Raw genomic sequence first — 24,534 nt, 5'->3', positions numbered from 1 at the left:
GGATGCCTTGAAACAGCGGCTTAATACCGTTCGCGGCGTAGACCCAAAACTGGTCGAAGCGCTGAAAGCCTATCAAGTTTTGGCAGTGGTGTACTACGATGCGGAGGGAAAGCCGCAAGTGATGTGGTTGCTTGAACAAAACGGAGTGGGTGTGCATGACCCGAAACTGAAGAAATACTTAGACAAGGCAGGAAAGTACTTAGACCCAAGTGACTACCAAATTATCACGAATGAGGAGTTAAACAAAAAAATCACTGAATCGTGGAAAACTGGCACCTATTATATGGACGGCACGCAATACACCGGTATGGCTGGTGGCACGCTTCGGGCATCCGCGTATGTGGAATCGGTGAAAGGCACGCTGGATGAAAGTGGCCTGATGGATGTGGTGATGGGGTTGGGCTTGAGCACGGCAGCCATTCGGGGGAGTATGACGTATGGGAAGACTGGTGGAGCTGACCCAATTCTAACAATATCAAATAGATATCCGAATGAAGCACAGTTAGGAAAATCTTATAATTTCACCATAAAAAACGGGAATATTAAGGGTTTAAATGGTATTGAAACAGTAGACTTTATTATTGATATAAATGGGAATCTAAAATTAGGAAGCGGCCATTCATTTTTAGCTAATGGCGAATCTGTTCAGGCTGCTGGAAAACTAAAAATAAATGGAACAACTGGTCAAATTAGAAGGATTACGAATTGGTCAGGACACTATACCCCAAGTCCCGACCAAGCAATATTATCTCCAAATGCCCTTAGAGGTGTTGGGCTAAATGTAAATAATAGTTGGTTAGAAATATATGATATTAATTTGACGAGTTCTGGTTATGTTAATTTGGCAGAAGTTAATTTAGTGTCAAGTATTAAATTGAAAATTAAATAATTAAGGGGAGATTAATGTGGAGAAAGTTACTCAGATGAATAAGGAAATTTTTAAAAATAACTTAATTGCTACGGTAGCGGAAATTAGAGAAAAAAAGAATGTATCTTTTAATGATTGTAAGTTTATTATTGTTCCAGTACAAGAAAAAAATAAACCACTAAGTACCGAAGATGATTATATGAGATTGAATATTTTAAGTAAAGAAAATATTGGTGGAAAAAAAATCCCAGTAAAACAAACGGTAGGAATTTTAGCTGGCTTGCAACCACTTGTGCCAATTTGGATAAATGTATCTTTTTATGAAATGGAAGAAGATACTGCTATATTTAAATTAGAGACGAGTTTACGTTTCAGAAAACCAACCTTATTGAGAAATGCAGAAACAGGACATGCTCCTTTTAAGGCAATTTTTTAATGTTATTTTGCTAGATTCTAAGGATGAAGTAGAAAAGGTTTGAAAGAATAAATTTAAATATTTAGTGTAAACTGTGGACATGTTATGCTTAAGAGGCTCAAGGGACAAGTCAAGGTACTAGCTATTTCGTGAGTGCCTCGGGTACTAACAAACTGACATGTCCGCTAAAGAAAGTCAATAGTGATGTTAGGAGAGCCTAGCGGTCTATTGACTTTCTTTATAATGTTTTACGGATTAGAAGAGACATTATTCTCTTTTTTCCACTTCTTTATCATGGACGGCACGAAATACACCGGTATGGCTGGCGGCACGCTTCGGGCATCAGCATATGTGGAATCGGTGAAAGGCACGCTGAATGAAAGTGGCCTGATGGATGTGGTGATGGGGTTGGGCTTGAGTACTGCGGCGATTCGGGGGAGTATGACGTATGAGGGAGCTAGTGGACTTGGAAAGAATATTGAAAATGCTAACCCTTCGGAAATTAGGTTCAGTCAAACTTCTGTAAATGGTTCAGATGAAATTATTGCTAGCATGAAAGCGAATGGTTGGAAAGGTGACCCAATTGATGTTGTGAGAATGCCTGATGGTAGTTTGACAACTCTTGATAACACAAGAGTTGCAGCAGCTAGAGAGGTTGGAATAGACGTTCAAGCCAATGTTAGAAGCTATGATACACCTTTACCTGATCAAGCCACAATCGATAGATTTACGACAAAAAAAGGCGTTCCAAAAACATGGGGAGAAGCTATAGAGTTACGAGTTGGAAAACAGAAAGCTGATTTTAGAAATAACAATCCAATGGGGTCGTTTGATTTAGAAAAAATGAAATAGAAAGAATGTGCTTATAGTCATGAAAAAATTTTATATTGAAGAAGACGTATTTATATACCCTGAAGCCTATAACAAATTAATTGAATTAAACTTGGTAGATTTTGATGTGTGGTATTTAATTGAGTCAGGTCAAGCAACTAGAAGGTACTATGATTTGAAAGAAAGGTATCCTAATAGAAAGTTAATACCCTTTGCAAGAAGAGATGATAATGATGATATAGCTTGTTTTGAGATTGGAAAAGAAAATAAAGTTCAATTAATTCATGATTTCACTACGGAAGGTTTTGAACAAAGAGGCGAATTTGAGGATTTATGGGAGTGGGTAGAATTTGCTGTTAAAACAATGACTGAATATAATCGGGAGGAAGAAATTGTCTAATAAAATAAACTATACAAAATTGAGTAAAGAAGTTTCTTATGCATTACGTCATGCTCCATGGGAATATGAGTTAGAACTGGATAAAAATGGTTGGGTACCAATTGACCAATTATTACAAGCATTACATCAGTCTACCGAATGGCAAAATGTAGAATTTGATGATTTAAAAGTAATGATTGAAAAATCAGAAAAAAAGAGACATGAAATCAAAGAGGATAGTATTCGAGCATTATATGGACACTCTGTTCCAATGAAAATAGTAAAAGAAGAAGCTATTCCTCCTAAATTTCTGTATCATGGAACTGCACATAATCTTTTATCTGAAATTGAAAAGAGTGGTTTATCTCCCATGTCTCGACAATATGTTCATTTATCCGAAGATATAGAGACAGCTAGTTTAGTAGGGAAAAGAAAAGAGAAAAATCCGATTATTTTAGTGATTAATACAGAAAATGCTAGAGCGAAAGGAACAAAGTTTTATTTGGGAAATGAAAAAGTTTGGTTAGCAGATACTATTCCATCAGAATTTATAGAAGTATTTACACAAAAATAAAAAGGTACTCTACTATCTGATTGGAGTCGAATAGTAAAGCCCTGATTAGTAAGCGTGAACTCACTAATCAAGTTGTCAATAGTTAAAAAAACTAACTGTATTTTTAGAAAATACTTTTCTAGTATTAATAAGTATTGCCAGAAAATATAAGTGAATAATGATAGGTTTTAATGAATCCTTAAAAGCCATATACTATGTTGTAAAATGATACAGAGATTCAACAAATAAACTCCAACTTGCAATACTCAAGGAACAATTTGTGGAACTGGATAAAGATGATTAGGATGTCAAGTTACTTGAAGATTTAAATCTTTCTCTGTATGCTGGACTAAGAACATATTTATTTTTTAATAAAAATACATACGCGGTATTGATTAACAAATTTAGGAGCCTGAAAACGGTTCCTTTTTTGTTGTCAGTTTGCTAAGATAAAAGGGAGGGGGCGACAGAAAATTGGATTCGAAAATAACTTTTTATATGACAAGGCACGGTAAGACGCTACTTAATACACTTGAAAAAGTGCAAGGGTGGTCAGATTCGCCGCTGACGAATGAAGGCCGGGAAGTGGCAGAATACTTAGGTCGCGGTTTAGATATTTCGTTTGATGCGGTTTATACGAGCGACCGTGGACGGACAATTGAAACGGCGGATATTATTTTAGTGGAAAGTGGACAGACCCATCTGGAGAAAAATATTCTAAAAGATTTGCGCGAATTTTGCTTTGGGAAATTTGAAGGTTCGCCGAATGAGGAAATGTTTAGCACCGTGATGGCACATCTTGGTTATGCTTCGCCAGAGGAAGGCATGCGAAATTTAGGTTTAAAAGGGGTCCAATTGGTGCTTGAGGCTGTGAGTGAGCTTGACGAAACCGGTCTTTCAGAAAGCTGGGCAGATATGGAGGCGCGCCTCATGCGCGCTTTAGACAAAATGATCGAGCAGGAACAAGGCGAAAGCGAAAAGCACGTCTTGGTGGTGGCGCACGGAATGACGATTAACGCCTATTTGACGATTTTGGCGCCGGAATTTGTAAACCCGATGCTTGAAAACGCGAGCATTACGAAAATGGTGTATGAAAACGGAGAAATACGCGTGGAGTCGGTGAATGACACTAGTTATATTTTAGCAGGACAAAAATAAATTGAAAAAAGCATAAATCCAGTAAAACCCATCTCTAGAAATGGCGTTATTGCTGGATTTATGCTTTTTATTATATTTCTTATTTCATGAATTTGACGCAAACTGGTTCTGGAACTTTGATATCTTTTTGGAGTAAAGTCAGTTTGCCGGTTTCTTTGTTGACGCTGAAAATAGTAACGTTGTTGGAGTTTTCGTTTGTTGCAACGAGGATTTCGCCAGTTTTATCTAAGTCAAAATCGCGCGGTCCGACACCTAAAACGGGTACCGTTTCCAGCAAACTCAATTGTCCGGTTTTATCAATCGCAAAAGAAACAATCGCATCTTGACCGCGGTTGGAAACATAGAGGAAGCGTCCGTCGTTTGAAATGTGAATGGCACTCCCTTTGTTTTCAGCTGTAAAATCAGCCGGAAGCGATGGAATCGTTTGAACGACCGTCAACTCGCCGCTCGTGCTGTTATACTCTGCTACAACAACTTCTGATGTGAGCTCGGTCATGATATACACGTACTTCGCATTTGGGTGGAAAACTAAGTTTCGTGGTCCGCTTCCAGGTGTGAGAAGCAAATCAGCCACCTTTTCAAGTTTGCCAGACGTCGCGCTATACGTCGTCACGTAGTCCGTTCCAAGGTCACATGTCACGACAAATTTTTGATCGGGCGTAAAGCCAGCAAAGTGTGCATGTGGTTTTTCTTGGCGTTCGTGTACGCTTTTTCCGGTATGCTCGATTTCAGAAATCGGTGCGCCTAGTGCGCCGTTTTCAGTTGGATAACTTAAAATGGTTCCTAAGTGATAGTTCGCTGAAACAACAATTGAATTGTCAGCCGATGCATCAACATAACAAGGAGGATTGCCAGTTTTTACTTGTTCATTTAAAAGAGCAAGTGAGCCGTCCTCATTAATTTTGAATGCAGCAAGGCCACCTTTATCGCCGTCTTTCGCTACAGAATACAAATATTTTTCATCATCTGAAATTTTTAAATAAGTTGGGTTATCCATTGTGCCCGCGTGCTTATTTTCTAAAACTTCGCCCGTTTCGCGGTCCATTACAAGGCGATAAATTCCTTTACTTTCCACTTTCGTATATGTACCAATGTATGCGGTTGCGGTTTTATTTGACATAAATTCGATTCCTCCTGTTAAAAAGTCATTTCACGCTTTATTATAGCACAGACTTAAGCTCCTATGCTGACTGAAAGCATAGGAGCTTAAGTGATTCTTTCTTATACAACGCCTTGTGCAAGCATTGTATCGGCAACTTTTAGGAAGCCGGCGATGTTTGCTCCGACGACGAGGTCACCCTCGTAACCATATTCTTTTGCAACGAAGCTAGCGTTTTTATAAATGTTTTTCATAATATTTTTTAGGTGGTCATCGACTTCAGCAAAACTCCAACTCATTCGACTGCTGTTTTGCGCCATTTCAAGAGCAGAAACACCAACTCCTCCAGCATTTGCTGCTTTTGCAGGACCAAATAAGATTTTATTCTCATGGAAAACCGAAACAGCTTCTAGTGTGGACGGCATGTTTGCCCCTTCTGCAACAGCGATGACACCGTTTTGAACGAGCGTTTTCGCTTGTTGTTCGCTAATTTCATTTTGCGTCGCACATGGCAAGGCAATGTCACATGGCACTGACCAAATATCGCCATTTTCATAAAATTCGGCAGTGGGGTGTTTTTCAAGATAGGTGTGAAGGCGCCGACGCTCTACTTCTTTTATTTGTTTTAATGTTTTAAGATTAATACCTTCTGGGTCAAAAATATAGCCGTCAGAATCGCTACAAGCTACTACTTTTGCGCCTAGTTCTTCGGCTTTTTCAATCGCATAGATGGCCACATTACCAGAGCCAGAAACGACAACCGTTTTATTTTTAAAAGACTGATTTGTTGCGGCGAGCATTTCTTTTGTGAAATAAACAAGACCGTAACCTGTTGCTTCTGTTCGCGTCAAGCTCCCACCGTATGTGAGGCCTTTACCAGTGATGGTGCCAGCGTCAAAACGGCTCGTCATTTTTTTATACTGCCCGAATAAATAGCCGATTTCGCGACCGGATACGCCGATATCACCAGCAGGGACATCTGTATCTGGGCCGATGTGCACCGCGAGTTCAGACATGAAACTTTGACAGAAGCGCATAATTTCTGCATCGGATTTTTCTTTTGGATCAAAATCGGAACCGCCTTTACCACCGCCGATTGGCAAACCAGTTAGGGCGTTCTTGAAAATTTGTTCAAAGCCTAGAAATTTTACTATACTCCCATTTACCGAAGGGTGGAAGCGAAGTCCGCCTTTGTAAGGGCCGATAGCGCTATTAAATTGTACGCGGAATCCGCGGTTTACTCGTACCTTTCCGGCATCATCTACCCAGGGAACACGGAATGTAATAAGGCGTTCAGGTTCAGTTAGACGCTCTAAAATGCCGTTTTCTTGGTACTTAGGGTCTTTTTCCAGCGCAGGAATAATCGCATTTAAAAATTCCTTTACTGCTTGATGAAATTCAGTTTCTTCTGGATTACGTCTTTTGATTGTTTCAAAAATCTCCGCCGTATATTGCTCAGCAGCTTGACGATTTTCTGAAACCATTGTTGTTTGCCCCATATTAACACTCCTTTGAAAATGATTAACTTGCACGGAATGTTAATTATTCCGCATATGTTTGGTGGGATGTGAAATTATATTACTCTTGTTGTTAAGTTTACCATGTTAAAAATATATCTGGCAAGTAAAAAAACAAATTTTCTGAAAAAAATAAATATATAGGCATAACAAAGAAAATATTGTATGATTGGGCGCACAAAAAAATTCCCATGCGGGGGGACGCATGGGAAAACAGGGAGTTAATTGGAGTTGTGATTTCTGAGACAAAATCAAGGGATAATTGGGAAACTTAATGAATAGACATAAAGTCGTTTGTCTCAGGAAAGTCACAAGTTATTCTTTGGGTAAAGTAACTTTCTCCGATAAAATAAGTATAGAAGAATAGTGGCAATTAATCCTGCTCATTGGCTTACAATTTGCGGGTGCAACATTACAATTTTGTCACAAATCTTGGATTTCCTTACGGTCGCTCGTTTTACTGAGGCGACCTTCGCGTTCAAGGAGTTTTTGTTCGATTTCAGAAAGGGTGACGCCAGATTCCACGAGCAAAACGAGTAGGTGGTACGTCAAATCGGCGGTTTCGCTAATCAATTCGGCTTTTTCATTTTTGGCGGCAATAATGACTTCGGTTGCTTCTTCGCCAACTTTTTTTAAAATCTTGTCTAAACCGCGGTCGAACAAATAGGTTGTGTAGGAGCCTTCTTTTGGCGCGGTTTTTCGGCTCGCAATTTCAGCGTATAGCTTTTCTAACATGACGACACATCCTTTATTTCATTTGTGAAACAAGAGCGCGAACCTAAGTGGCAGGCGGGCCCGGTCTGGTGGACGCGAATAAGCAAGGTGTCCAAATCGCAGTCGGCCGTTATTTGTGCGACTCGTTGCACATGCCCGCTTGTCGCTCCTTTATTCCAAAGTGCTTGTCTTTTTCTCGAAAAGAACCAGGTGTAGCCGGTTTCGAGCGTTTTTTGGTAGCTTTCTTCGTTCATGTAGGCGAGCATGAGAACTTCGCCGTCTGAGGCGTCCACGATAATGGCTGGAACGAGTCCTTTTGAAAAATCGATTGTCATAAGCGCACCTCCACTGCGTTTTTTTTGAGTGTTTGTTTCACGTCCTGAATATCAAGCTCGCCGTAGTGGAAAATGCTCGCGGCAAGTGCGGCGCTTGCTTCTGTTTGGGTGAAAATATCGACCATGTGCGCGGTGCTTCCGCAACCACCAGAGGCGATGACAGGAATTTTGACGGCCTTCGCAATCGTTTTCGTGAGGGCGATGTCATAGCCGTTTTTTGTCCCGTCGCCGTCCATGCTTGTGAGTAAAATTTCGCCAGCCCCGAGTGCTTCCGCTTTTTTTGCCCATAAAACGGCATCGAGGCCTGTATCATGTCTGCCGCCGTGTGTGAAAACGTGCCACGAATCCTCTACGCGCTTGGCATCGATTGCGACGACGATGCACTGGGTGCCGAATTTATTCGCTCCTTCTGAAATGAGCTCTTTGCGTTTGATGGCCGCTGAATTTAATGAAATTTTATCTGCGCCAGCTTTTAGAAGCGCCTGCATTTCTGCGGTCGTTTGAATGCCGCCGCCAACTGTTAATGGAATGAAAACTTGTTCGGCTGTTTTTTCGACGACATCGATCATCGTTTTGCGCCCTTCATTTGTGGCTGTTATATCGAGGAACACAATTTCGTCGGCACCGGCTTTGTTGTATGCTTTCGCGATTTCAACGGGGTCGCCAACGTCTTGTAGGGCAACAAAATTGATGCCTTTGACGACACGGCCATTTGTTACGTCGAGACAAGGAATGATGCGTTTTGTGAGCATTAGTTTTCCACCTCCAAAATTTCTTTCATCGTGAGGCTTTCGCTATATAGCGCTTTTCCAGCGATGGCGCCCGCTAGTTTTTGCTTTTTAAGCGCGATTAAATCCGCTTGATTTTTCACGCCACCAGAAGCAATAATTGCGCAGGAAACTGCGTTTTGTAGCGCCGCAAGCTGTTCAAAATTCGGACCAGCGAGCGTTCCGTCGCGCCCAATATCCGTAAAAATCAGCGTCGCAACACCAAGTTTTTCCATTTGAACCGCAAAGTCAGTGAAGCGAATATCGCTCGTGTTCAGCCAACCATCAGTTGCAACAAAGCCGTTTTTAGCATCAATTCCAACCGCGATTCGCTCGCCGTACTTAGTCACCGCCTCGCGCACAAATTCAGGTGAGGAGACGGCACTTGAGCCAATAATCACCCGTGCAATCCCACTTTCGAGATACGCCGCCACTTGCTGCATCGAACGAATCCCGCCACCAACTTGTACCGGTAAACCCGTTTGTTCACTCATTTCTTGGATTAAAGCGAGGTTCGCGGGCTCGCCGTTTAATGCGCCGTCCAAATCCACAATATGCAAATACGAAGCGCCTGATTTTTGAAATGCCAGAGCTTGCGCCACCGGATTTGGATTCACAATCGTTTCCTTGTCGAAATTGCCTTGATACAGCCGCACACATTTGCCGTTTTTTATGTCAATTGCTGGGTAGACACGCATCGCACAACCTCCTTAAAGCCACGTAAAATTTCCAAACCAACCGTATCACTTTTTTCAGGGTGAAACTGCGCCCCGTATACATTTTCACGTTGAATGAGCGCCGGCACAGCTAGACTATGTTTTGCTACAGCAGAAATATAAGCCGAATCCGTTTCTGCAAAATAAGAATGCACAAAGTAGACATAACGTCCGTTTAAATTTTCCGTAAGAAGATTTTCTTGCTGCACGTCAATTTGATTCCAGCCCATATGTGGCACTTTGAAGCCAGCCTCTTCGGGGATTTTTTTGACTGTTCCGGGAATCAGGCCGAGCCCTTTCGTCAGCGTGTGTTCCTCGCTTGAATCAAGCAACAGCTGCATGCCAAGACAAATTCCGAGTAGGGGAGTACCTTTTTTTGCGGCCGTTAAAATGGGTGTCACAAGTTTTCGTTCTTCGAGTTTGGCCATCGCATCGGGGAAGGCGCCCACGCCGGGAAGGATAATGCCATCTGCCGTCTGTATTTCTGCCGGGTCCGCCGTAAGTTGGCTAGAAAGTCCCACAAAATCGAGTGCTTTTTTCAAACTGCGTGTATTTCCAGTATCGTAGTCAATAATGGCAATCATTTACAGGACTCCTTTCGTGGAGTTCACGCCTTCGATTTCAGGGTTTATCGTGACTGCTTCAGAAAGGGCGCGCCCGAAAGCTTTAAATAGCGATTCGATTTTATGGTGCGTATTTTGCCCGTAAAGTACGCGCAAGTGCAGGGTCATCTTAGCATTTGATGCGACCGCTTGGAAAAATTCTTGTACGAGTTCCGTGTCGAAATCGCCAACTTTATCGCGTTCAAATGGGGCGTCAAAAACGAGAAAACTCCGACCCGAGAAATCGAGCGAACAATGGCCAAGACTTTCATCCATCGGGACAAAAGCGTTGCCGTAACGATTAATTTGCGCCTTATCGCCGAGCGCTTCCGCAAGGCATTTCCCGAGCACAATCCCAATATCTTCTGTTGTATGGTGAAAATCGACTTCCGTATCTCCCTTTGCGAGACAGACCAGACTGAGGCGCGCGTGTTTAGCGAACAGTGTCAACATGTGATCTAAAAAACCAACCCCGGTTTGAATCTCAGAAGCATTTTGTTTATCAAGCTGAAGTTCTAGTGTGATTTTTGTTTCGCCAGTTTCCCGGCTTATTTTAGAAGTTCTCATCTTGCCTTTCCTCCAATCGAATTTGAATGGCGCGTGCATGTGCGGTTAAGCCTTCTGATTCAGCGAGCTCTATTACATCTCTGGCCGCATCTTTAAGCGCATTTTCTGAATATAAAATAAAACTTGAGCGTTTTGTAAAATCGTCCACGCCAAGCGGAGAGGAAAACTTCGCTGTGCCTGCCGTTGGAATGACGTGGTTTGGTCCCGCGATATAATCGCCAAGCGGTTCAGTCGCATGTGCACCGAGGAAAATCGAACCTGCATTTTTAATTTGTGGTAAATAAAGCAGAGGGTTTTCCATTTGGATTTCAAGATGTTCGGGTGCAATTTCATTCGCGATTGCGAACATATCCGCCGTGCTCTCCGCCAAAATGAAATGCCCGTTCTGAAGCGCCACCTCACAAATTGTTTTCCGTGAAAGTGACTGAACTTGCCGCAACAATTCGTCTTCTGTCGCTTGAATAAGCGCGTTTGATGTCGTCACCAAAGTGACGCGCGCAAGTTCATCATGTTCAGCCTGTGACAACAAATCCGCCGCAATAAAGGCTGGATTCGCCGTTTCGTCTGCTAAAATAAGAATCTCAGAAGGTCCCGCAATCATATCGATGCCGACTTGACCGAACACTTCGCGCTTGGCTGTTGCCACAAAAATATTTCCCGGCCCAACAATTTTGGCAACGCGGGGAATGGAGTCTGTCCCGTACGCTAACGCCGCAATAGCTTGGGCCCCGCCAATTGTGAACACTTCGTCAACGCCCGCAATTTTCGCAGCGGCAAGTACGGCAGGATTTAAGTCCGCATCAGGCGGGGTCACCATCACAATTTTTTCAACGCCAGCGACTTTTGCCGGAATCGCGTTCATCAAAACCGATGAAGGATAGCTCGCCGTCCCGCCAGGCACATAAATGCCGACTGAATCAATTGGCGTCACACGCATGCCGCGAACAACCCCGTCTTTTTCGCTGTCTAAAAAACCACTGCGTTTTTGTTTTTCATGGTAGTCCGAAATGTTCTTACGTGCAGTTTCAAGCGCCCGAATAAGCGAGGCGGGCACGGATTCATATGCCGCATCAATTTCAGCTTGGCTCACCCGAAATGCCGTCAAATCCACGTCATCAAATTCCTTTGTCAGGCGAACTAAAGCCGCGTCACCGTCTTCCTTCACAGCAGAAATAATTTTGCGTACAGCATCTCCTACGTCCGCATGCGTCTGTTCGCGCACTTCCAATTGTTTTAAAATAGTTGCCACATTACCCGTGAGTCGTTTCATTCGCCGTCCGCTCCTTTAAAACAAGTTGTAACTTGTCAATTAATGAAAAAATTCGCGTTTTATTTTGCTTAAGAGAAGCCTTATTCACAATCAGTCGTGCCGAAATCGGATAAAGTTTCTCTACAACCACAAGGCCATTGTCACGCAGTGTCGCGCCGGTTTCCACAATGTCGACGATAGCGTCCGCCAAACCAAGTAGCGGCGCAATTTCAACCGAACCTTCGATTTTAATAATTTCAACATCCTCGCCGCGCGCCCGGAAAAATTCTTCCGTTACGTTCGGATATTTCGTCGCAATCACTTTTCGCTTGTAGTCAGTCGGATCAAACGTAGGCGGAGCCGCCAAACAAAACTGGCATTTGCCAATGTTCAAATCGAGCACTTCATAATAACTACTCGCCGCCTCAAGCAAAATATCGCGCCCGACAATCCCAATATCCGCCGCCCCGTGTTTCACATACGTCAGCACATCGACCGCTTTTACGAGGAAAAAATCAATTTCATCCGTGTCACTTTGAAAAATCAATTTTCGCTTCTTATCCGCTAAAACCGTACAATCAACGCCCGCCAAAGTAAGTAAGCGCACAGCCTCGTCCTCAAGCCGACCTTTCGTTAGCGCAATCTTCAACCTCAAACCCGCTCACCCCTCTCAAAAATCACCTTCATACCTTCTTTTTGGAAAGAAACGACAGTCTCGATTTTCCATTTTCTCGCGAAAGCAATCGATTCGTTTTCCGAGTCTAACAGGCTAAGTGTACTATCTGGATTTTCCTGATAATAGCGCTCCGCCGCGCCTAGTTCAGCTAAATCATAATGAATGAGCACTCGTTTTGTAGCCAGCTTTTCAGTTAAGCCGTGTCGCTCTTTGAGAGCTAAAATGGCATCTAAATGGAGGGCAAGCCCAACCGCAGGTACCTTTTCCATCCCAAAATGTTCCGACAGCCGGTCGTATCTGCCGCCGCTTAAAAAATAATCCGCTGCAAAATTCGCAAAGCCGCGAAAAATGAGCCCCGTATAATAGCGCAATTCCTGAACTAAACCAATATCGACAGTGAGCAACGCATCTGGTTCAGCCTGTTTAATCGTTGCTGCAATCTCTAAAATTTCATCAAGTGGTGCATAGAGTTCAGCGTCAGGTAACAATTCCTTCGCCTCTGAAATCGTCGTTTCAACTTGCCCGAATAGTCTTGGCAGGGCGCATAAAAAGCGAGTCCACTGTGGCTCAAATTGTTTTGCGAAGACCTCCATGTCAGACAGGCTTTTATTTTGTAACAGCGTACGAAATTCAACTTCCTCCGTCGCACTTAAACTTAATTTTTGAAGGAGTAGCTCATAAAAACCAGCATGTCCGAGCTCCATCTGAAAATCCGGAATTTGCAGTTCCCGCATAAGCCGAATCCCAGATAACAAACATTCCACTTCCGCTTTTCTTGAGCCGTAACCAATTAGTTCAATCCCAGCTTGCATTTCTTCATTTCGGTCGCCGCCGTGACTGGCATTCGCGCGAAAAATTTTCCCACTATAGGCAAGCTTTACCGGCAACAAAACGCCTGTTGTATGTACCACACGGCCTATCGGTAAAGTCATATCCGGGCGCAGGGCTAACATTCTCCCTTTTTCATCAAAAAAACGATAGTGGGTTTCCTTTGTTTCTAACGAAAAAACATCTTCAAATTCGATAATTGGCGTTTCAATGCGCATAAAACCCCGCTTTTTGAAAAAATCTTGGACGGTGTGCTCCAATTTGTAGGCCGCTTCGGCTTCCCGAAAAAGCTTATCGCGTGTCCCAGTTGGCAAATTTAAATTCCAGTTCATCTGCAAACTCCTTTCTGATATTTTAACTTATTAGCATATTAGCATGTTAAAGCGTTTTTGTAAATGGTTTTATGTTATAATGATGGAAAATAAGGAGGGGACGCGCATGAAATGGGATGGGCACACGCATACGGAGTTTTGTCCGCACGGTTCAAGGGAGGAAGTGGAGCGTTTCATTATTCGAGCTATCGAATTAGGGTTTGATACATATTCTGTCACCGAACATATGCCACTTCCGGCTCATTTTAGTCAGCAGGCAGCAGGGGAGCGGGAGGCATACGAAACGGCGAGCATGGCGATGAGCGATTTGCCGTATTATTTGAAGGAGATGGCGCGGCTTAGGGCGAAATATCGGAGCGATCTCAAAATTAAAATTGGTTTTGAGGTGGATTATTTGGCGCAGTTTGAAGCATTTACGCGCGACTTTTTGAATGAATATGGGCCAGAATTAGATGATGGTATTTTGAGCGTGCATTTTTTGGAAGGGCAGGACGGCATTCGTTCGATCGATTTTAGCGCGGCAGATTACAAAACGGGTATTGTCGATTTTTATGGTGGTTTTCGGGAGGCTCAAATCGCGTATTTGGAACAAATAAAAGCCTCGATTTTGGCGGATTTGGGGGCGTTCAAGCCGAAGCGGTTGGGGCATATTTCGCTTTGTCAGAAATTTAGGCACGCGTTTAATACAGAAACAGCTCTTCCAGACGACGTGATGACGGACGTGCTGGAACTTGTGCAGCGTAGCGGCTATGCGCTTGATTACAATACGGCGGGGCTTTTTAAAGTGGACTGCCGTGCGACATATCCGCCTGAGATGTACGTCAAACAAGCGAAACACCTAGGCATTCCGCTTGTTTATGGGTCTGATTCACATGCCGTCCGTGATGTTGGACGAGCTTACTCGGTTTTTTCTGAAAACTTGTCATAGTTCGTCGCCGGAATTTTTAAGCCCGAGGTATGCACGATGCTGTTTTTCTCTACTTTCCAAGTGCCTTTCACAACACCGTTTTGGACGACAATCGGCCGAAAGAGGCCGTTTTTTGTAATGACTTCGCGTTGCAATTCTTCTGGCAAATGCACGGAGCGGTCGCGGTAGCTGATGAGCCATTCGTCAAAGCCGGCGAGCAAAACGGTGTGATTAGTCGCCGTTTTTTTCGTTTCCGGGTAAAAATAAAAGTCGCCATCTTGTACGAGTTCGCCGCTTAAACTCGCAAGCATTTTTTTGATGGTCGTCTGCGGAAGTCCGCTCCACCAATTGAAATCTTGAATGGTCGCCGGGCCGCGGCTTTTAAAATAAATCCGTCCGAGTTCTTGGAGTGCCTCATCAAATGTGGCATCTGTTTTATGCTGCTCCAAAAATTCCGTATTTTGAAACGTATTCGCCTCCGCATGGAAAACTAAAATGTCATCTAGATTGGCCCTCGCAATGAGCTGCGCAAATGGAATGCCCGAACATGGCAATTCAAGCTGTTCGATGCTCGCTGAAAGCTCCGCGCGCGTTTTAGGCCCATCGCTAAGCTGCTTTTTAAGTTCAGCGTTACTTCGCTCAAAATCGCTTTCTGAAATCCCTAATTTTTTCCAATAACCGCGAAAGATTTGAAGAGTTCGCGCGCCGTAAACCTCTTTCAGCAAAAAATAATCTTCCGGGCGCATCGCATGAATCGTCCCGCGAAATGCCCATCCGCGAATGATTTGATTCTCCGCGAGCGCCCGCTCAATTTCAGCGCGACTCGAATTTTTTGTCCGACTTGCAATCGCATAAAGCATTTGCGCCCGGTTCTGCGCCTGCATCGCTCCAAAATAAGCGACCACTTCATCTGGCGTTTCAAAAGGCGCTAAAATACGCTGTGCGCCTGTTCGTAAGTGGATTAAATCTGATTTTTTCATTTGCAGCACTCCTTTTTTTTAGAATAGAGAAAGCAGCGTGAAAAAGCAACTAAAAAAAGGTCACGAAGTAAGATTATTCATTAAAAAACTAAAAAATAGCTGAAAAAAACATATTTCAGATTATTTGTTTACAAGTGATACAAATCTATGCTAAGGTAGGAGCATTACACGAAAGGAGATGAAGCATTATGACAGAAAAAAAGAAAAATAAAGGTTTGAAGGTACTTCTAAGTTTGATGTTAGGATTTAGCTTTGTGTTTATGTTTCAAGGGCAAAAAGCAGAGGCTCTGCAAGTATCAAGCGTCTTGTACTACTATGAAAAGGGGTTTTATCGGACACTTTTTGGGGTGGAAAATTTCACGAGAAATAAAAATTATCGAACAATCTCTTACCAAAATGGTGCAAGCTACACAACAAAAACAAAACGGCTTTATGCGTACCAATCAGGAAGTTGCACAGCTTACACGAGAACTTGGAAAACATATTAATAAATCGCTTGGAATCTGGTAACTTCACTAGATTCCTGCTTTATAGTAGAAGGAGTAAGTGAACATGCAGATGAACCATATAGCGAAAAGTATTAGGCAGGTCAATATACTAAACGATATCACTTTTTCTTTAGGACGAGGAAAAGTGGTTGCTTTAGTCGGGCCTAATGGAAGCGGGAAAACAACGTTAATGCGGATTATGAGCGGTGTCCTTTGCGCGAGTAGCGGCGAAATCCTAGTTACGGAGGATAATAAAACGCTTTATTTTATGCAAGATAACAGCATTTTATATTCGTATTTAACAGGGATGAATCATCTTCTATTCATTGGACGGATGTATGGGAATGTGAAAAAGATAACAGAGATTGTTGAGAAATTACATATAATGCCTTTTATAAATAAAAAAGTTGGCACGTATTCTTTAGGAATGAAACAACAATTGCTATTTGCGATGGCGCTTGTTGCAGATGGGGATATTTTAATTTTAGACGAACCATTTAATGGACTGGACCCATCTGTAAGCACTGAATTTAAATTTTGTATCCAAGAGTTGAAGCACAGCGGGAAGCAAATTTTTATTTCCTCCCATATTTTGTCAGATATAGATGAAATTGCGGACACCGTTTTATTTTTAAAACAAGGAATGATTGTTCAAGCAGAAGAAGTGGGTGAACAGCATCTGGAGGAATATCAAATCACGCTGAAAACGGGACTAACAGCGCAGGCGATTCAAACGTTAGAAAGCCACAACTCGATTTACTCGCTTAATAGGAAAGATGAAAATTTACTTATAGTTAAAATTTCGGCGGGAAAATTAATAGATTTGACACGGCTTTTAAATGATTTACAGGTGGATGTTGCAAATATTTTGTTGCAAAATGAAAAAACGAAACACTTATATCATGAAATTTATGAACAGAAGGAGGATGGCGGCGAATGAGGAATATGTACCGCTTTGAATGGCAAAAATTAATGAAACGAAAATTATTTCTCATTTTGCTTATTTTAATCGTCAGTTTAATTGCGATACTTTTTGTTTTTTATCAGTCACAATTTAATTTTGAAAAAGAGAACGAGATAAATAGTGAACAAGAGGAGATTCAAAGTATTGAGATGGCGATTCAAGGTGTGAAGGCGGATCCGGCCAAGTCAATTGCAAAAAATCAAGTTCTCAGTGAATATGAGCGAGACTTAAAAGTGGCAAAAGCGAAGTTAGAAGCAATGAAACAAGGGAAATCAAAAGAAAGACTGAAACTGCAAATTACAGAAGACAAAAATTTGTTGCAAGATGTTAGAAGTGGCAATACGTATACGGAAATGACCGAAAAACAACTCGAAATGCAAATTGCTTTAAAAGAAAAATATGACCAAGGAAATTTTGAATACAGCGGAACAGAATTTCATTTAAACGGTTCGGGCTTTACATTGGGTGCGCTTCAATTCCTCTTTCCGTATATTTTTCCGCTGCTCTTTTTACTGGCGTCACTGACCGTCATAGGCTCTGATATTGATTCTGGGAAATTACGCTTTTTCTGGAGTTTGCCAATCAAAAAAAGACATGTTTTGCTTACGAAAGAACTTGTAGCCTTGACTTCTGGCGGTATTTTTCTACTTGTAACACTTTCCGCTGCTTACTTGATTCCAAGTTTGAAAAATGGTTTTAAAACCTTCCAAATGCCAGCTATTATTCAAAAAGGTGCTGATTTTTATATTGGCACAGAAGGTGAAGTTTTAGCTGCTGCCGTCATAATAGCCGTATTTATCGTGCTATTTCTAGTTTCTTTACTGACTGTGCTCAATTTAGTTTGCAGAAATAATATTTTGAGCGTCATTATTATATTCTTGCTTATTTTCAGTTCGGGATTTTTACTAGGCAAAATGGAATCAGATGCAGGCATTTTACTAATGTTTAATCCGTTTGTGTATGTCGATGTTGTCAATTTGGCAAATGGAAATATTGGTGCAAAACTGGGAAGTAGTTTCATAAATGTCATTACGGGTGTAGGCGTTTTACTTTCGTACATTGTAATATGTCAGCTCCTTATTTTTAAACTGTCGACAAATGAAAAGCTAATTTTAAACAAATAAATAGACTTTGAAAAAAATCTCAAAGTCTATTCGCGTTATTTTTAAACAACAAATATAAAATAAAGAATAAACAGCGCCATCATCACATACATGATGGGGTGGACCTCTTTATAGCGCCCTTTTAACACCATCGTAATTGGGTAGAAGATAAAGCCAATCGCAATCCCTGTCGCAATTGAGAAAGTTAAAATCATCATCAAGATGACGAAGAATGCGGGAACCGCGACCTCAAATTTCGACCAATCGATATGCGCCACGTTACCAATCATTAAAATACCAACAATAACGAGTGCAGGTGTCGTGACGGCGCTTGTAATTACGCCAAGCAGCGGCGAGAAGAAAAGCGATAAGGAGAAACAAATTGCGACGACAATCGCCGTAAGCCCTGTTCTACCACCGACCGCAACCCCAGCCGTTGATTCCACGTAACTGGTCGTTGTTGAAGTCCCGAAAATCGCACCAACAACCGTCGCAACAGAATCAGAAAAAAGCGAGCGTCCTGCACGAGGCACTTTATTATCTTTCACAAAGCCAGCCTGGTTCGCCACCGCAACGAGCGTTCCCGCTGTATCAAAGAAATCAATGAAGAAGAACGTTAAAATCACAATTAACATTTGGGGAGTAAAAATATCACCAAGATGGATGATAGCCTGCCCGAATGTTGGTGCCACGCTTGGTACGGCGGAGACAATTTGGTGCGGCACTTCGATTTGACCGACTAGCATGCCGACAATGGCGGTAGTCGCCATCCCAAAGAAAATCGCGCCCTTCAAATTGAGTGTCATGTAAATGACCGTAATAATGATGCCGAAAACGGCCAGTAAAACGGGGCCAGAATGAAGATTTCCAAGTGCGACAATGGTCGATTCATTCGCCACAATTATACCTGCATTTTTTAATCCTAGAAAAGCAATGAAAAAGCCAATACCGGCGCCAACTGCGTATTTTAGTTCAGCGGGAATTGCGTTGATGACTTTTTCGCGAATTCCAGAAACAGTTAGGCAAATAAAAACGAGTCCTGAGACGAGCACGCCTGAAAGCGCCGTCTGCCAAGGAATTCCCCACTGTGCGCATACCGTGAAGGCGAAAAAGGCGTTTAAGCCCATTCCGGGTGCCAAACCAATTGGGTAGTTGGCAATCAGACCCATGAGAAGTGAGCCTACAACAGAAGCGAGCACCGTCGCTACGAAAACCGACTTTAAATCCATACCCGTAGTGTGAAGCATTGTCGGATTCACAAACAAGACATACGCCATGGAAAGGAACGTCGTGAGCCCCGCCAAAATTTCAGTTCTTACATTCGTTTTGTTCTCGCGAAGTTTAAAAAATTTGTCCATTAAAAAAAGCCTCCCTGTTTTTATCACATTCGAAAAAGGGCGAGCTAAAAAAATACGGGAAGATCCCTATGTATTCATTCTGCTCGTAGTCGGGTCATTTACGGTAACCCGGTAGAAACATCCGAACCCTATTTTCGGACATATACGATATCTTTTTATTTTAGAGGAAAAAAGAGGGTTTGTAAATGTAAATTTTGAAAAAGTACCTCCCTCATGAATTTTCTTGGTATATATAGAAAAAATAACATCAAAAAGAGGTGACCATATGGGAGGATTTAGTATCGTCGGATTCGTTCTAATGCTCGCAATAATCGCAATTCTTGTTTACATCATTGTAAGGATTTTAAAAAAATAGCAATGAAAATGTGCAAGTAAGATACATAAAATTAACGTCTTTTTATCCTCATCTAAACAGGTGAGGTTTTTTATATAAACTTTTAAATAAATTAGTTTATACTTTTAGAATAATCATGTATAATAAAAGAAAAAAATGAACTGGAGGATTTCAAATGAAGTATACATTTCCTGAAAATTTTTGGTGGGGTAGTGCAGCATCAGGCCCGCAAACAGAAGGTGCGGCAGATGTTGATGGACGCAAACCGAGTATTTGGGATTACTGGTATAGTAAAGAACCAGGACGCTTTTTTAACGGCGTAGGCCCAGCTAACACTTCTAACTTTTATTACCAATATAAAGAAGATATTGCGCTCATGAAAGAAACGGGGCATAATTCATTCCGTACATCGATTCAGTGGTCCAGACTCATTCCAGACGGTATCGGTGAAGTAAATCCGAAAGCCGTTGATTTTTATAATCGCGTAATTGACGAAATGATTGCACAAGGCGTCACACCATTTATGAACCTCTATCACTTTGATATGCCAATGTCGATGCAAGAAAAAGGTGGGTTCGAGTCGCGCGAAGTCATTGACGCGTATGCAACCTTTGCCGAAACTTGCTTTAAACTTTTTGGTGACCGTGTCAAACATTGGTTCACATTTAACGAGCCGATTGTACCCGTTGAAGCAGGTTACTTATATGATATGCATTATCCAAACGTTGTGGACTTCAAACGTGCGGTGCAAGTCGGATTCGGTACAACGCTCGCGCACGCAAAAGCTGTCAAAGCGTATCACGGATTAAAGCAAGACGGAAAAATCGGCATTATTTTAAACTTGACGCCGTCCTATCCGCGCAGTCAAAATGAAGCGGACTTGCGTGCAGCCCACTTGGCAGATTTAATCTTCAATCGCAGCTTCTTAGACCCAGTCACACTTGGCGAATTCCCAAGAGACCTCGTCGAATTGTTACGTGAGAAGAATTTCTTACCGGATTACACAGAGGAAGACCTAGCCATCATTAAAGAAAATATTATCGATATTTTAGGGGTCAATTATTACCAACCGCGCAGAGTTAAAGCAAAAGAATATATGCCACATAAAGACGCGCCTTTTGTCCCAGAGCATCTTTTTGATAACTACGAAATGCCTTACCGCAAAATGAATCCGTACCGCGGCTGGGAAATTTACGAGCAAGCGATTTATGATATTGCGATCAACATTCGCGATAACTACAATAACATTCCTTTCTTTATTTCGGAAAATGGGATGGGTGTTGAAGGCGAAGACCGGTATCGAAACGCTGAAGGATTTATCGAGGATACGTACCGAATTGAGTTCATTCAGTCGCATTTGAAATGGCTTCATAAAGCAATTTCTGAAGGTTCCAATTGTCTCGGCTACCATCTATGGACGTTCATGGATTGCTGGAGCTGGGCAAATGCCTATAAAAATCGCTACGGCCTAGTCGAAGTGAACTTAGATGAGAACTATAAACGGACAATCAAAGCATCAGGCAAATGGTATAAAACACTCGCTTCCGAAAACGGATTTGAAGCCTAATTTCATTTTATGGTAAAATTATGAAAAAAGACTCAAGATGAGGTGTCTGAAATGGCAGGAAACCAAACAAAATATAGCTTTATCGCCGAAGAAATAAGAACGCGCATTAAAAATCAAGAATACCCACTAGATAAGCCAATTCCAGATGAGATGACGCTCGCAAAGGAATTTGACTGCAGCCGAATGACAATGAAAAAAGCACTGGAAGTTTTAGTGTTAGAAGGCTTATTATACAGAAAGCGCGGACACGGCACGTTTATTATTAAGTCCGCACTTGATGCCGAACGGCTGCACATTCAAAGTCAAGAAGTGAACGGCTTTACAAAACTCGTGAACGGTGAAAAAGTCGACACCATCATTCTCCGCTTTGAAGTAGTTTTTCCAGATGAAAAAATCGCTGAAAAACTTCACGTGGAAAAAGAAACGCCGGTCTATGAAATCTTGCGGGTCAGAAGTGTTGCGTCCGAACCATACGTCATTGAACACACATTTATGCCCGTACAAATTGTACCCGGACTCACAAAAGAAGTTTTAGAAGGTTCAATTTACAGCTATATCCAAGATAAACTAAACCATAAAATCGCGAGTTCCTACAAGCAAATTCGTGCGGATAAATCTAATGAACTGGACCATAAATATTTAAAATGCCAACAAGACGATCCCGTCATGGACGTCGAGCAAACCGTGTATTTAAACAACGGCGTCGCATTTGAATATTCCATTTCAAGACACCGCTATGACAAATTTGTATTCACGACGGTAAATATTTCGCGGAGATAACAAACTAAAACCACCCCCAAAATCTAATTTTGGGGGTGGTTCATTTGCCAAGCAATTCGTTAGGAAATGCTGAACTGCGGCTGATAGGAACAAAAAGAAATCAAGACTCGCCCTTTTTAGTCCCAGAAGAAGTACCTGCAGTAAACCAGTAGACGATCCCTAAAACAAGGAGGGCGACGATTGAAGACAGGTACATGATGGAGTAATTGCTAAAGGTTGCAACGATACTTAAGCCGAAGCTCCCGATGGCCATGCCTAAATCCATACCGGAAAGAAAAGTGCCGTTTGCTGCACCAATCTTGTCTGGCGCGGCACGTTCGACTGCAAGCGCCTGTAGAGCTGGCTGAGTCATGCCATAACCAAGTCCGAAAATTAATGCGGCTACAAAAAGTGTAAAAGCATTCCATGCCATAGAAAGAACGATTAATCCTGCTATCATGGCTAAAACGCCAGGTATAATAACAAAGCGGTGCCCCTTTACATCATAAAGCCGTCCAGCAAAAAAGCGACTGATGAGAATCGTAATCGCTTGACCTAAAAAATAAATCCAAGTATTGGATACATGAATTTCATTCCCGTATACCATCATAAAAGTTTGAATGCCACCAAGAGGGATAGCTAAAAGTAGACATAAAAAGGCTGGGAGTAAAGCGGATTTTTCAATGAGTGAAGATTTTGTTTTAGTAACAGAGCTGTTCTTTTTCAAATGAATTTGTGAAAGTAATATCAAATTTGCGCATAAAAATAGTAAAGCAAAGGTAATTAAAAAATTAAAATCAAACTGATTAATAATGATAATGGCTAGAATAGGGGCAATAGACATGCCTAAGGCCGTCGTTAAGCCGTAAAAACCAATCCCTTCGCCGATTCTATTTGGCGGAACTAAAGAAGAAACGCCAGTCGCGATAGAGGTCGTACTAATGCCCCAGCCGGCGCCTTGTAAAAGCCGAATCATCAAAATTAGAATGACCACAGATGAAAAATAAAAACTAAAAGTCGATACAATTAAAATAACTATGCCAATCAAAATTAAAATTTTTGAGCCTACACGATCGTTCCAACTTCCTGAAACAGCGCGTGTGAAGAGTGCGACAACTGAAAAAAGTCCAACAGAAAGGCTCGCGGAAACTTGCGAGCCGCCAAGTTCAATAATCCGAGCTGGTAAGGTTGGCATAAAAACCATAAATCCGATATAGAGAAATAGGCTTCCTATTAGTAGAAAAATATAATCTTTCGTCCATAATTTGCTGCTTTTATTCAAAATAATCCCTTCTTACTTTATGTTTTGGTCGATTTGGAGCATAATTTGTTGCCACAGCTTCAAATCGTCTGAGCTGATATGACGAAATATAGTTTTACAAGTATCTTCTACAACATATCTTAATTGATTTGTTTCGTTCTCTCCTTTTTTTGTTAAACTAATATGTGTTTTCCGACGATCCTCAGAATTAGTTTGGCTTGTCACAAGCTCTTTTCTTATTAATACATCAATAATGCGATTAACAGTAGGTGTATCCTTATGAACAAACTGAGCTAATTCTTTTTGTGATAGTGGCTGTTTCTGTTGAATCACATTTAAAACAGACCATTGTTCAGGTGTAACATTAAATTCCGATAAGTTCCTTGTTAAGTATAAATGCATGTTTTTAGCCATTACCGTTGTATTGAAAGTAAGGTTGTCAAACTCCTGACGCAAAGTAAACACTCCTATCCCTATATAATTGTCATAACAATCATTGTTATGACAATTATATAAGGAATGATACTAAAATGTCAACTTGTTTATGCGTACAATTGGTTCTGATGCCTTTTATGATATACTACACGATGTATTTAAATGCGAGCGAATGGCGGAGCACTGTATGATTCGTGCGGACGGCGATTATAGGTTGGAGCTTTAAAAATAGACTAAGATACAGAAGTAAAAGAAGATATCCAAGTTAAAAAACATTTTAGAAATCCGAACATTTATATTTTGTAAGCTCTTGTGAAAAAAGGAAGATAGAAGCTTCGTTCTGTCTTCCTTTTTATTTTTATGCTAGTCTAAAGGCAGAAGAACAATTAGGGGGAATAGATATGATAAAAGTTGTCTTTACTTACCGGACAAAAGAAAAGGATTTGCCGGAACTGATGGCGAAATTTGCTGAATCTGGAAGTAATCCGGAATTTCATTCGGAGGTTTCGAATCAAAAAATTGAGATGTTTAAACGCACGGACGGCGATGATGTTTTTGTTGTTTTGGATATTTATTATGCGTCGAAAGAGGACTATGAGGTGCGTACGACATTTGAACGTAGTCAGCCAAAATGGAATGCGATTTGGTTTTCGGATAATTTGAAACATGAGGAAGTATCGGTGGAGGTTTTTGACGTTATTTAATTTATTTTTTATTCAGCACCAGTTTATAAAAAGTTCATTTTTGACATGTAAAATGAAAGCAGAAAATC

Annotated in this window: 26 protein-coding genes, 2 pseudogenes and 1 riboswitch; of the genes and pseudogenes, 13 read left to right on the top strand and 15 right to left on the bottom strand. The window is 41.6% G+C overall.

Features of this window, described 5'->3' with window-relative positions; translation table 11 throughout:
• From CFS04_RS10320 to CFS04_RS10295, 6 genes and pseudogenes are all read left to right on the top strand, one after another.
• Positions 1-889: pseudogene (locus CFS04_RS10320) on the top strand (hypothetical protein); the annotation flags it as partial.
• Positions 890-905: 16 nt separating this feature from the next.
• Complete coding sequence (locus CFS04_RS10315; protein WP_088810613.1) at positions 906-1,304, top strand: hypothetical protein; 399 nt, start codon at positions 906-908, stop codon at positions 1,302-1,304.
• Between the two features lie 279 nt (positions 1,305-1,583).
• A pseudogene (locus CFS04_RS13135) lies at positions 1,584-2,135 on the top strand (hypothetical protein); the annotation flags it as partial.
• 19 nt (positions 2,136-2,154) lie between these two features.
• Positions 2,155-2,514: a hypothetical protein gene (locus tag CFS04_RS10305; protein WP_088810612.1), complete on the top strand. Its 360-nt coding sequence runs from the start codon at positions 2,155-2,157 to the stop codon at positions 2,512-2,514.
• Positions 2,515-2,518: 4 nt separating this feature from the next.
• Positions 2,519-3,067 (top strand): RNA 2'-phosphotransferase, encoded by a 549-nt coding sequence (locus CFS04_RS10300; protein WP_369821524.1) that lies wholly within the window; start codon positions 2,519-2,521, stop codon positions 3,065-3,067.
• A gap of 477 nt (positions 3,068-3,544) precedes the next feature.
• Complete coding sequence (locus CFS04_RS10295) at positions 3,545-4,204, top strand: histidine phosphatase family protein (RefSeq protein WP_162859601.1); 660 nt, start codon at positions 3,545-3,547, stop codon at positions 4,202-4,204.
• Positions 4,205-4,283: 79 nt separating this feature from the next.
• On the opposite strand, the gene CFS04_RS10290 is transcribed toward CFS04_RS10295, so the two are convergent.
• The 11 genes from CFS04_RS10290 to hisZ all read right to left on the bottom strand — a co-directional run bounded on the left by CFS04_RS10290 (position 4,284) and on the right by hisZ (position 13,606).
• Positions 4,284-5,324: a lactonase family protein gene (locus CFS04_RS10290; RefSeq protein WP_088810609.1), complete on the bottom strand. Its 1,041-nt coding sequence runs from the start codon at positions 5,322-5,324 to the stop codon at positions 4,284-4,286.
• Positions 5,325-5,425: 101 nt separating this feature from the next.
• Positions 5,426-6,802, bottom strand: a complete 1,377-nt coding sequence (gdhA, locus tag CFS04_RS10285; RefSeq protein ID WP_088810608.1) for an NADP-specific glutamate dehydrogenase — start codon at positions 6,800-6,802, stop codon at positions 5,426-5,428.
• A gap of 441 nt (positions 6,803-7,243) precedes the next feature.
• Entirely contained in the window at positions 7,244-7,555 is a 312-nt protein-coding gene (gene hisE / locus CFS04_RS10280) for a phosphoribosyl-ATP diphosphatase (protein WP_088810607.1), read from the bottom strand.
• Positions 7,549-7,869 carry a phosphoribosyl-AMP cyclohydrolase gene (gene hisI, locus CFS04_RS10275; protein ID WP_088810606.1) on the bottom strand — a complete coding sequence of 107 codons (321 nt, stop codon included), beginning with the start codon at positions 7,867-7,869 and terminating at the stop codon, positions 7,549-7,551. Before hisI ends, hisE begins: the two co-directional genes overlap by 7 nt.
• Positions 7,866-8,621, bottom strand: coding sequence for an imidazole glycerol phosphate synthase subunit HisF (hisF, locus tag CFS04_RS10270; RefSeq protein ID WP_088810605.1), 756 nt, complete (start codon positions 8,619-8,621; stop codon positions 7,866-7,868). Before hisF ends, hisI begins: the two co-directional genes overlap by 4 nt.
• Complete coding sequence (gene hisA, locus CFS04_RS10265; protein ID WP_088810604.1) at positions 8,621-9,334, bottom strand: 1-(5-phosphoribosyl)-5-[(5-phosphoribosylamino)methylideneamino]imidazole-4-carboxamide isomerase; 714 nt, start codon at positions 9,332-9,334, stop codon at positions 8,621-8,623. The genes hisF and hisA overlap by 1 nt, the downstream gene beginning before the upstream one ends.
• Entirely contained in the window at positions 9,307-9,936 is a 630-nt protein-coding gene (gene hisH / locus CFS04_RS10260) for an imidazole glycerol phosphate synthase subunit HisH (RefSeq protein ID WP_088810622.1), read from the bottom strand. The genes hisA and hisH overlap by 28 nt, the downstream gene beginning before the upstream one ends.
• Positions 9,937-10,521: an imidazoleglycerol-phosphate dehydratase HisB gene (hisB, locus tag CFS04_RS10255; RefSeq protein WP_088810603.1), complete on the bottom strand. Its 585-nt coding sequence runs from the start codon at positions 10,519-10,521 to the stop codon at positions 9,937-9,939. It abuts the gene before it with no gap.
• On the bottom strand, positions 10,508-11,791 hold the full coding sequence (gene hisD / locus CFS04_RS10250; protein ID WP_088810602.1) for a histidinol dehydrogenase: 1,284 nt from the start codon (positions 11,789-11,791) through the stop codon (positions 10,508-10,510). Before hisD ends, hisB begins: the two co-directional genes overlap by 14 nt.
• On the bottom strand, positions 11,772-12,425 hold the full coding sequence (hisG, locus tag CFS04_RS10245; protein WP_088810601.1) for an ATP phosphoribosyltransferase: 654 nt from the start codon (positions 12,423-12,425) through the stop codon (positions 11,772-11,774). Before hisG ends, hisD begins: the two co-directional genes overlap by 20 nt.
• Positions 12,422-13,606: an ATP phosphoribosyltransferase regulatory subunit gene (gene hisZ / locus CFS04_RS10240; protein WP_088810600.1), complete on the bottom strand. Its 1,185-nt coding sequence runs from the start codon at positions 13,604-13,606 to the stop codon at positions 12,422-12,424. Before hisZ ends, hisG begins: the two co-directional genes overlap by 4 nt.
• Positions 13,607-13,712: 106 nt before the next feature.
• Between hisZ and hisJ the strand changes: the two genes are divergently transcribed.
• Positions 13,713-14,534 (top strand): histidinol-phosphatase HisJ, encoded by an 822-nt coding sequence (hisJ, locus tag CFS04_RS10235; protein ID WP_088810599.1) that lies wholly within the window; start codon positions 13,713-13,715, stop codon positions 14,532-14,534.
• On the opposite strand, the gene CFS04_RS10230 is transcribed toward hisJ, so the two are convergent.
• The gene (locus CFS04_RS10230) at positions 14,504-15,493 is read right to left on the bottom strand and encodes a winged helix DNA-binding domain-containing protein (RefSeq protein WP_088810598.1); all 990 of its coding nucleotides are present in this window, start codon (positions 15,491-15,493) and stop codon (positions 14,504-14,506) included. The two genes, hisJ and CFS04_RS10230, sit on opposite strands and share 31 nt — an antisense overlap.
• A 188-nt stretch (positions 15,494-15,681) precedes the next feature.
• Between CFS04_RS10230 and CFS04_RS10225 the strand changes: the two genes are divergently transcribed.
• From CFS04_RS10225 to CFS04_RS10215, 3 genes are all read left to right on the top strand, one after another.
• On the top strand, positions 15,682-15,981 hold the full coding sequence (locus CFS04_RS10225) for a hypothetical protein (RefSeq protein ID WP_088810597.1): 300 nt from the start codon (positions 15,682-15,684) through the stop codon (positions 15,979-15,981).
• Between the two features lie 64 nt (positions 15,982-16,045).
• Complete coding sequence (locus CFS04_RS10220) at positions 16,046-16,921, top strand: ABC transporter ATP-binding protein (RefSeq protein ID WP_088810596.1); 876 nt, start codon at positions 16,046-16,048, stop codon at positions 16,919-16,921.
• Positions 16,918-18,069 carry an ABC transporter permease gene (locus CFS04_RS10215; protein ID WP_088810595.1) on the top strand — a complete coding sequence of 384 codons (1,152 nt, stop codon included), beginning with the start codon at positions 16,918-16,920 and terminating at the stop codon, positions 18,067-18,069. The genes CFS04_RS10220 and CFS04_RS10215 overlap by 4 nt, the downstream gene beginning before the upstream one ends.
• Before the next feature lie 41 nt (positions 18,070-18,110).
• Here CFS04_RS10215 and CFS04_RS10210 read toward each other — a convergent pair whose 3' ends face one another.
• Positions 18,111-19,406 carry an NCS2 family permease gene (locus tag CFS04_RS10210; protein ID WP_088810594.1) on the bottom strand — a complete coding sequence of 432 codons (1,296 nt, stop codon included), beginning with the start codon at positions 19,404-19,406 and terminating at the stop codon, positions 18,111-18,113.
• A 66-nt stretch (positions 19,407-19,472) separates the two neighbouring features.
• Positions 19,473-19,574: riboswitch (purine riboswitch) on the bottom strand.
• Positions 19,575-19,915: 341 nt separating this feature from the next.
• Here CFS04_RS10210 and CFS04_RS10205 point away from each other — a divergent pair.
• Together CFS04_RS10205 and CFS04_RS10200 are read left to right on the top strand one after the other, a co-directional pair.
• Positions 19,916-21,307 carry a glycoside hydrolase family 1 protein gene (locus tag CFS04_RS10205; protein ID WP_088810593.1) on the top strand — a complete coding sequence of 464 codons (1,392 nt, stop codon included), beginning with the start codon at positions 19,916-19,918 and terminating at the stop codon, positions 21,305-21,307.
• Positions 21,308-21,358: 51 nt separating this feature from the next.
• Positions 21,359-22,087, top strand: a complete 729-nt coding sequence (locus CFS04_RS10200; RefSeq protein ID WP_088810592.1) for a GntR family transcriptional regulator — start codon at positions 21,359-21,361, stop codon at positions 22,085-22,087.
• Positions 22,088-22,187: 100 nt separating this feature from the next.
• On the opposite strand, the gene CFS04_RS10195 is transcribed toward CFS04_RS10200, so the two are convergent.
• On the bottom strand, positions 22,188-23,348 hold the full coding sequence (locus CFS04_RS10195; RefSeq protein WP_088810591.1) for an MFS transporter: 1,161 nt from the start codon (positions 23,346-23,348) through the stop codon (positions 22,188-22,190).
• 12 nt (positions 23,349-23,360) lie between these two features.
• Positions 23,361-23,783 (bottom strand): MarR family winged helix-turn-helix transcriptional regulator, encoded by a 423-nt coding sequence (locus CFS04_RS10190; protein WP_088810590.1) that lies wholly within the window; start codon positions 23,781-23,783, stop codon positions 23,361-23,363.
• A 380-nt stretch (positions 23,784-24,163) separates the two neighbouring features.
• Here CFS04_RS10190 and CFS04_RS10185 point away from each other — a divergent pair, with 380 nt between their 5' ends.
• Positions 24,164-24,466 carry a hypothetical protein gene (locus CFS04_RS10185; protein ID WP_088810589.1) on the top strand — a complete coding sequence of 101 codons (303 nt, stop codon included), beginning with the start codon at positions 24,164-24,166 and terminating at the stop codon, positions 24,464-24,466.
• Positions 24,467-24,534: the final 68 nt, after the last annotated feature.

Origin of the sequence: Listeria sp. ILCC796 (genome assembly GCF_900186175.1) — a bacterium.
In the GTDB taxonomy this organism is placed as follows: Bacteria; Bacillota; Bacilli; order Lactobacillales; family Listeriaceae; genus Listeria; species Listeria goaensis.
This window is presented reverse-complemented; position numbering and strand designations above follow the sequence as displayed.

What these genes read in the sequence shown, in the direction of transcription:
- CFS04_RS10305 (WP_088810612.1), top strand. Translation starts at nt 2,155, where the DNA reads ATGAAAAAATTTTATATTGAAGAAGACGTATTTATATACCCTGAAGCC.
- CFS04_RS10295 (WP_162859601.1), top strand. Translation starts at nt 3,545, where the DNA reads ATGACAAGGCACGGTAAGACGCTACTTAATACACTTGAAAAAGTGCAA.
- CFS04_RS10290 (WP_088810609.1), bottom strand. Translation starts at nt 5,324, where the DNA reads ATGTCAAATAAAACCGCAACCGCATACATTGGTACATATACGAAAGTG.
- gdhA (WP_088810608.1), bottom strand. Translation starts at nt 6,802, where the DNA reads ATGGGGCAAACAACAATGGTTTCAGAAAATCGTCAAGCTGCTGAGCAA.
- hisE (WP_088810607.1), bottom strand. Translation starts at nt 7,555, where the DNA reads ATGTTAGAAAAGCTATACGCTGAAATTGCGAGCCGAAAAACCGCGCCA.
- hisI (WP_088810606.1), bottom strand. Translation starts at nt 7,869, where the DNA reads ATGACAATCGATTTTTCAAAAGGACTCGTTCCAGCCATTATCGTGGAC.
- hisF (WP_088810605.1), bottom strand. Translation starts at nt 8,621, where the DNA reads ATGCTCACAAAACGCATCATTCCTTGTCTCGACGTAACAAATGGCCGT.
- hisA (WP_088810604.1), bottom strand. Translation starts at nt 9,334, where the DNA reads ATGCGTGTCTACCCAGCAATTGACATAAAAAACGGCAAATGTGTGCGG.
- hisH (WP_088810622.1), bottom strand. Translation starts at nt 9,936, where the DNA reads ATGATTGCCATTATTGACTACGATACTGGAAATACACGCAGTTTGAAA.
- hisB (WP_088810603.1), bottom strand. Translation starts at nt 10,521, where the DNA reads ATGAGAACTTCTAAAATAAGCCGGGAAACTGGCGAAACAAAAATCACA.
- hisD (WP_088810602.1), bottom strand. Translation starts at nt 11,791, where the DNA reads ATGAAACGACTCACGGGTAATGTGGCAACTATTTTAAAACAATTGGAA.
- hisZ (WP_088810600.1), bottom strand. Translation starts at nt 13,606, where the DNA reads ATGAACTGGAATTTAAATTTGCCAACTGGGACACGCGATAAGCTTTTT.
- hisJ (WP_088810599.1), top strand. Translation starts at nt 13,713, where the DNA reads ATGAAATGGGATGGGCACACGCATACGGAGTTTTGTCCGCACGGTTCA.
- CFS04_RS10230 (WP_088810598.1), bottom strand. Translation starts at nt 15,493, where the DNA reads ATGAAAAAATCAGATTTAATCCACTTACGAACAGGCGCACAGCGTATT.
- CFS04_RS10225 (WP_088810597.1), top strand. Translation starts at nt 15,682, where the DNA reads ATGACAGAAAAAAAGAAAAATAAAGGTTTGAAGGTACTTCTAAGTTTG.
- CFS04_RS10220 (WP_088810596.1), top strand. Translation starts at nt 16,046, where the DNA reads ATGCAGATGAACCATATAGCGAAAAGTATTAGGCAGGTCAATATACTA.
- CFS04_RS10215 (WP_088810595.1), top strand. Translation starts at nt 16,918, where the DNA reads ATGAGGAATATGTACCGCTTTGAATGGCAAAAATTAATGAAACGAAAA.
- CFS04_RS10210 (WP_088810594.1), bottom strand. Translation starts at nt 19,406, where the DNA reads ATGGACAAATTTTTTAAACTTCGCGAGAACAAAACGAATGTAAGAACT.
- CFS04_RS10205 (WP_088810593.1), top strand. Translation starts at nt 19,916, where the DNA reads ATGAAGTATACATTTCCTGAAAATTTTTGGTGGGGTAGTGCAGCATCA.
- CFS04_RS10200 (WP_088810592.1), top strand. Translation starts at nt 21,359, where the DNA reads ATGGCAGGAAACCAAACAAAATATAGCTTTATCGCCGAAGAAATAAGA.
- CFS04_RS10185 (WP_088810589.1), top strand. Translation starts at nt 24,164, where the DNA reads ATGATAAAAGTTGTCTTTACTTACCGGACAAAAGAAAAGGATTTGCCG.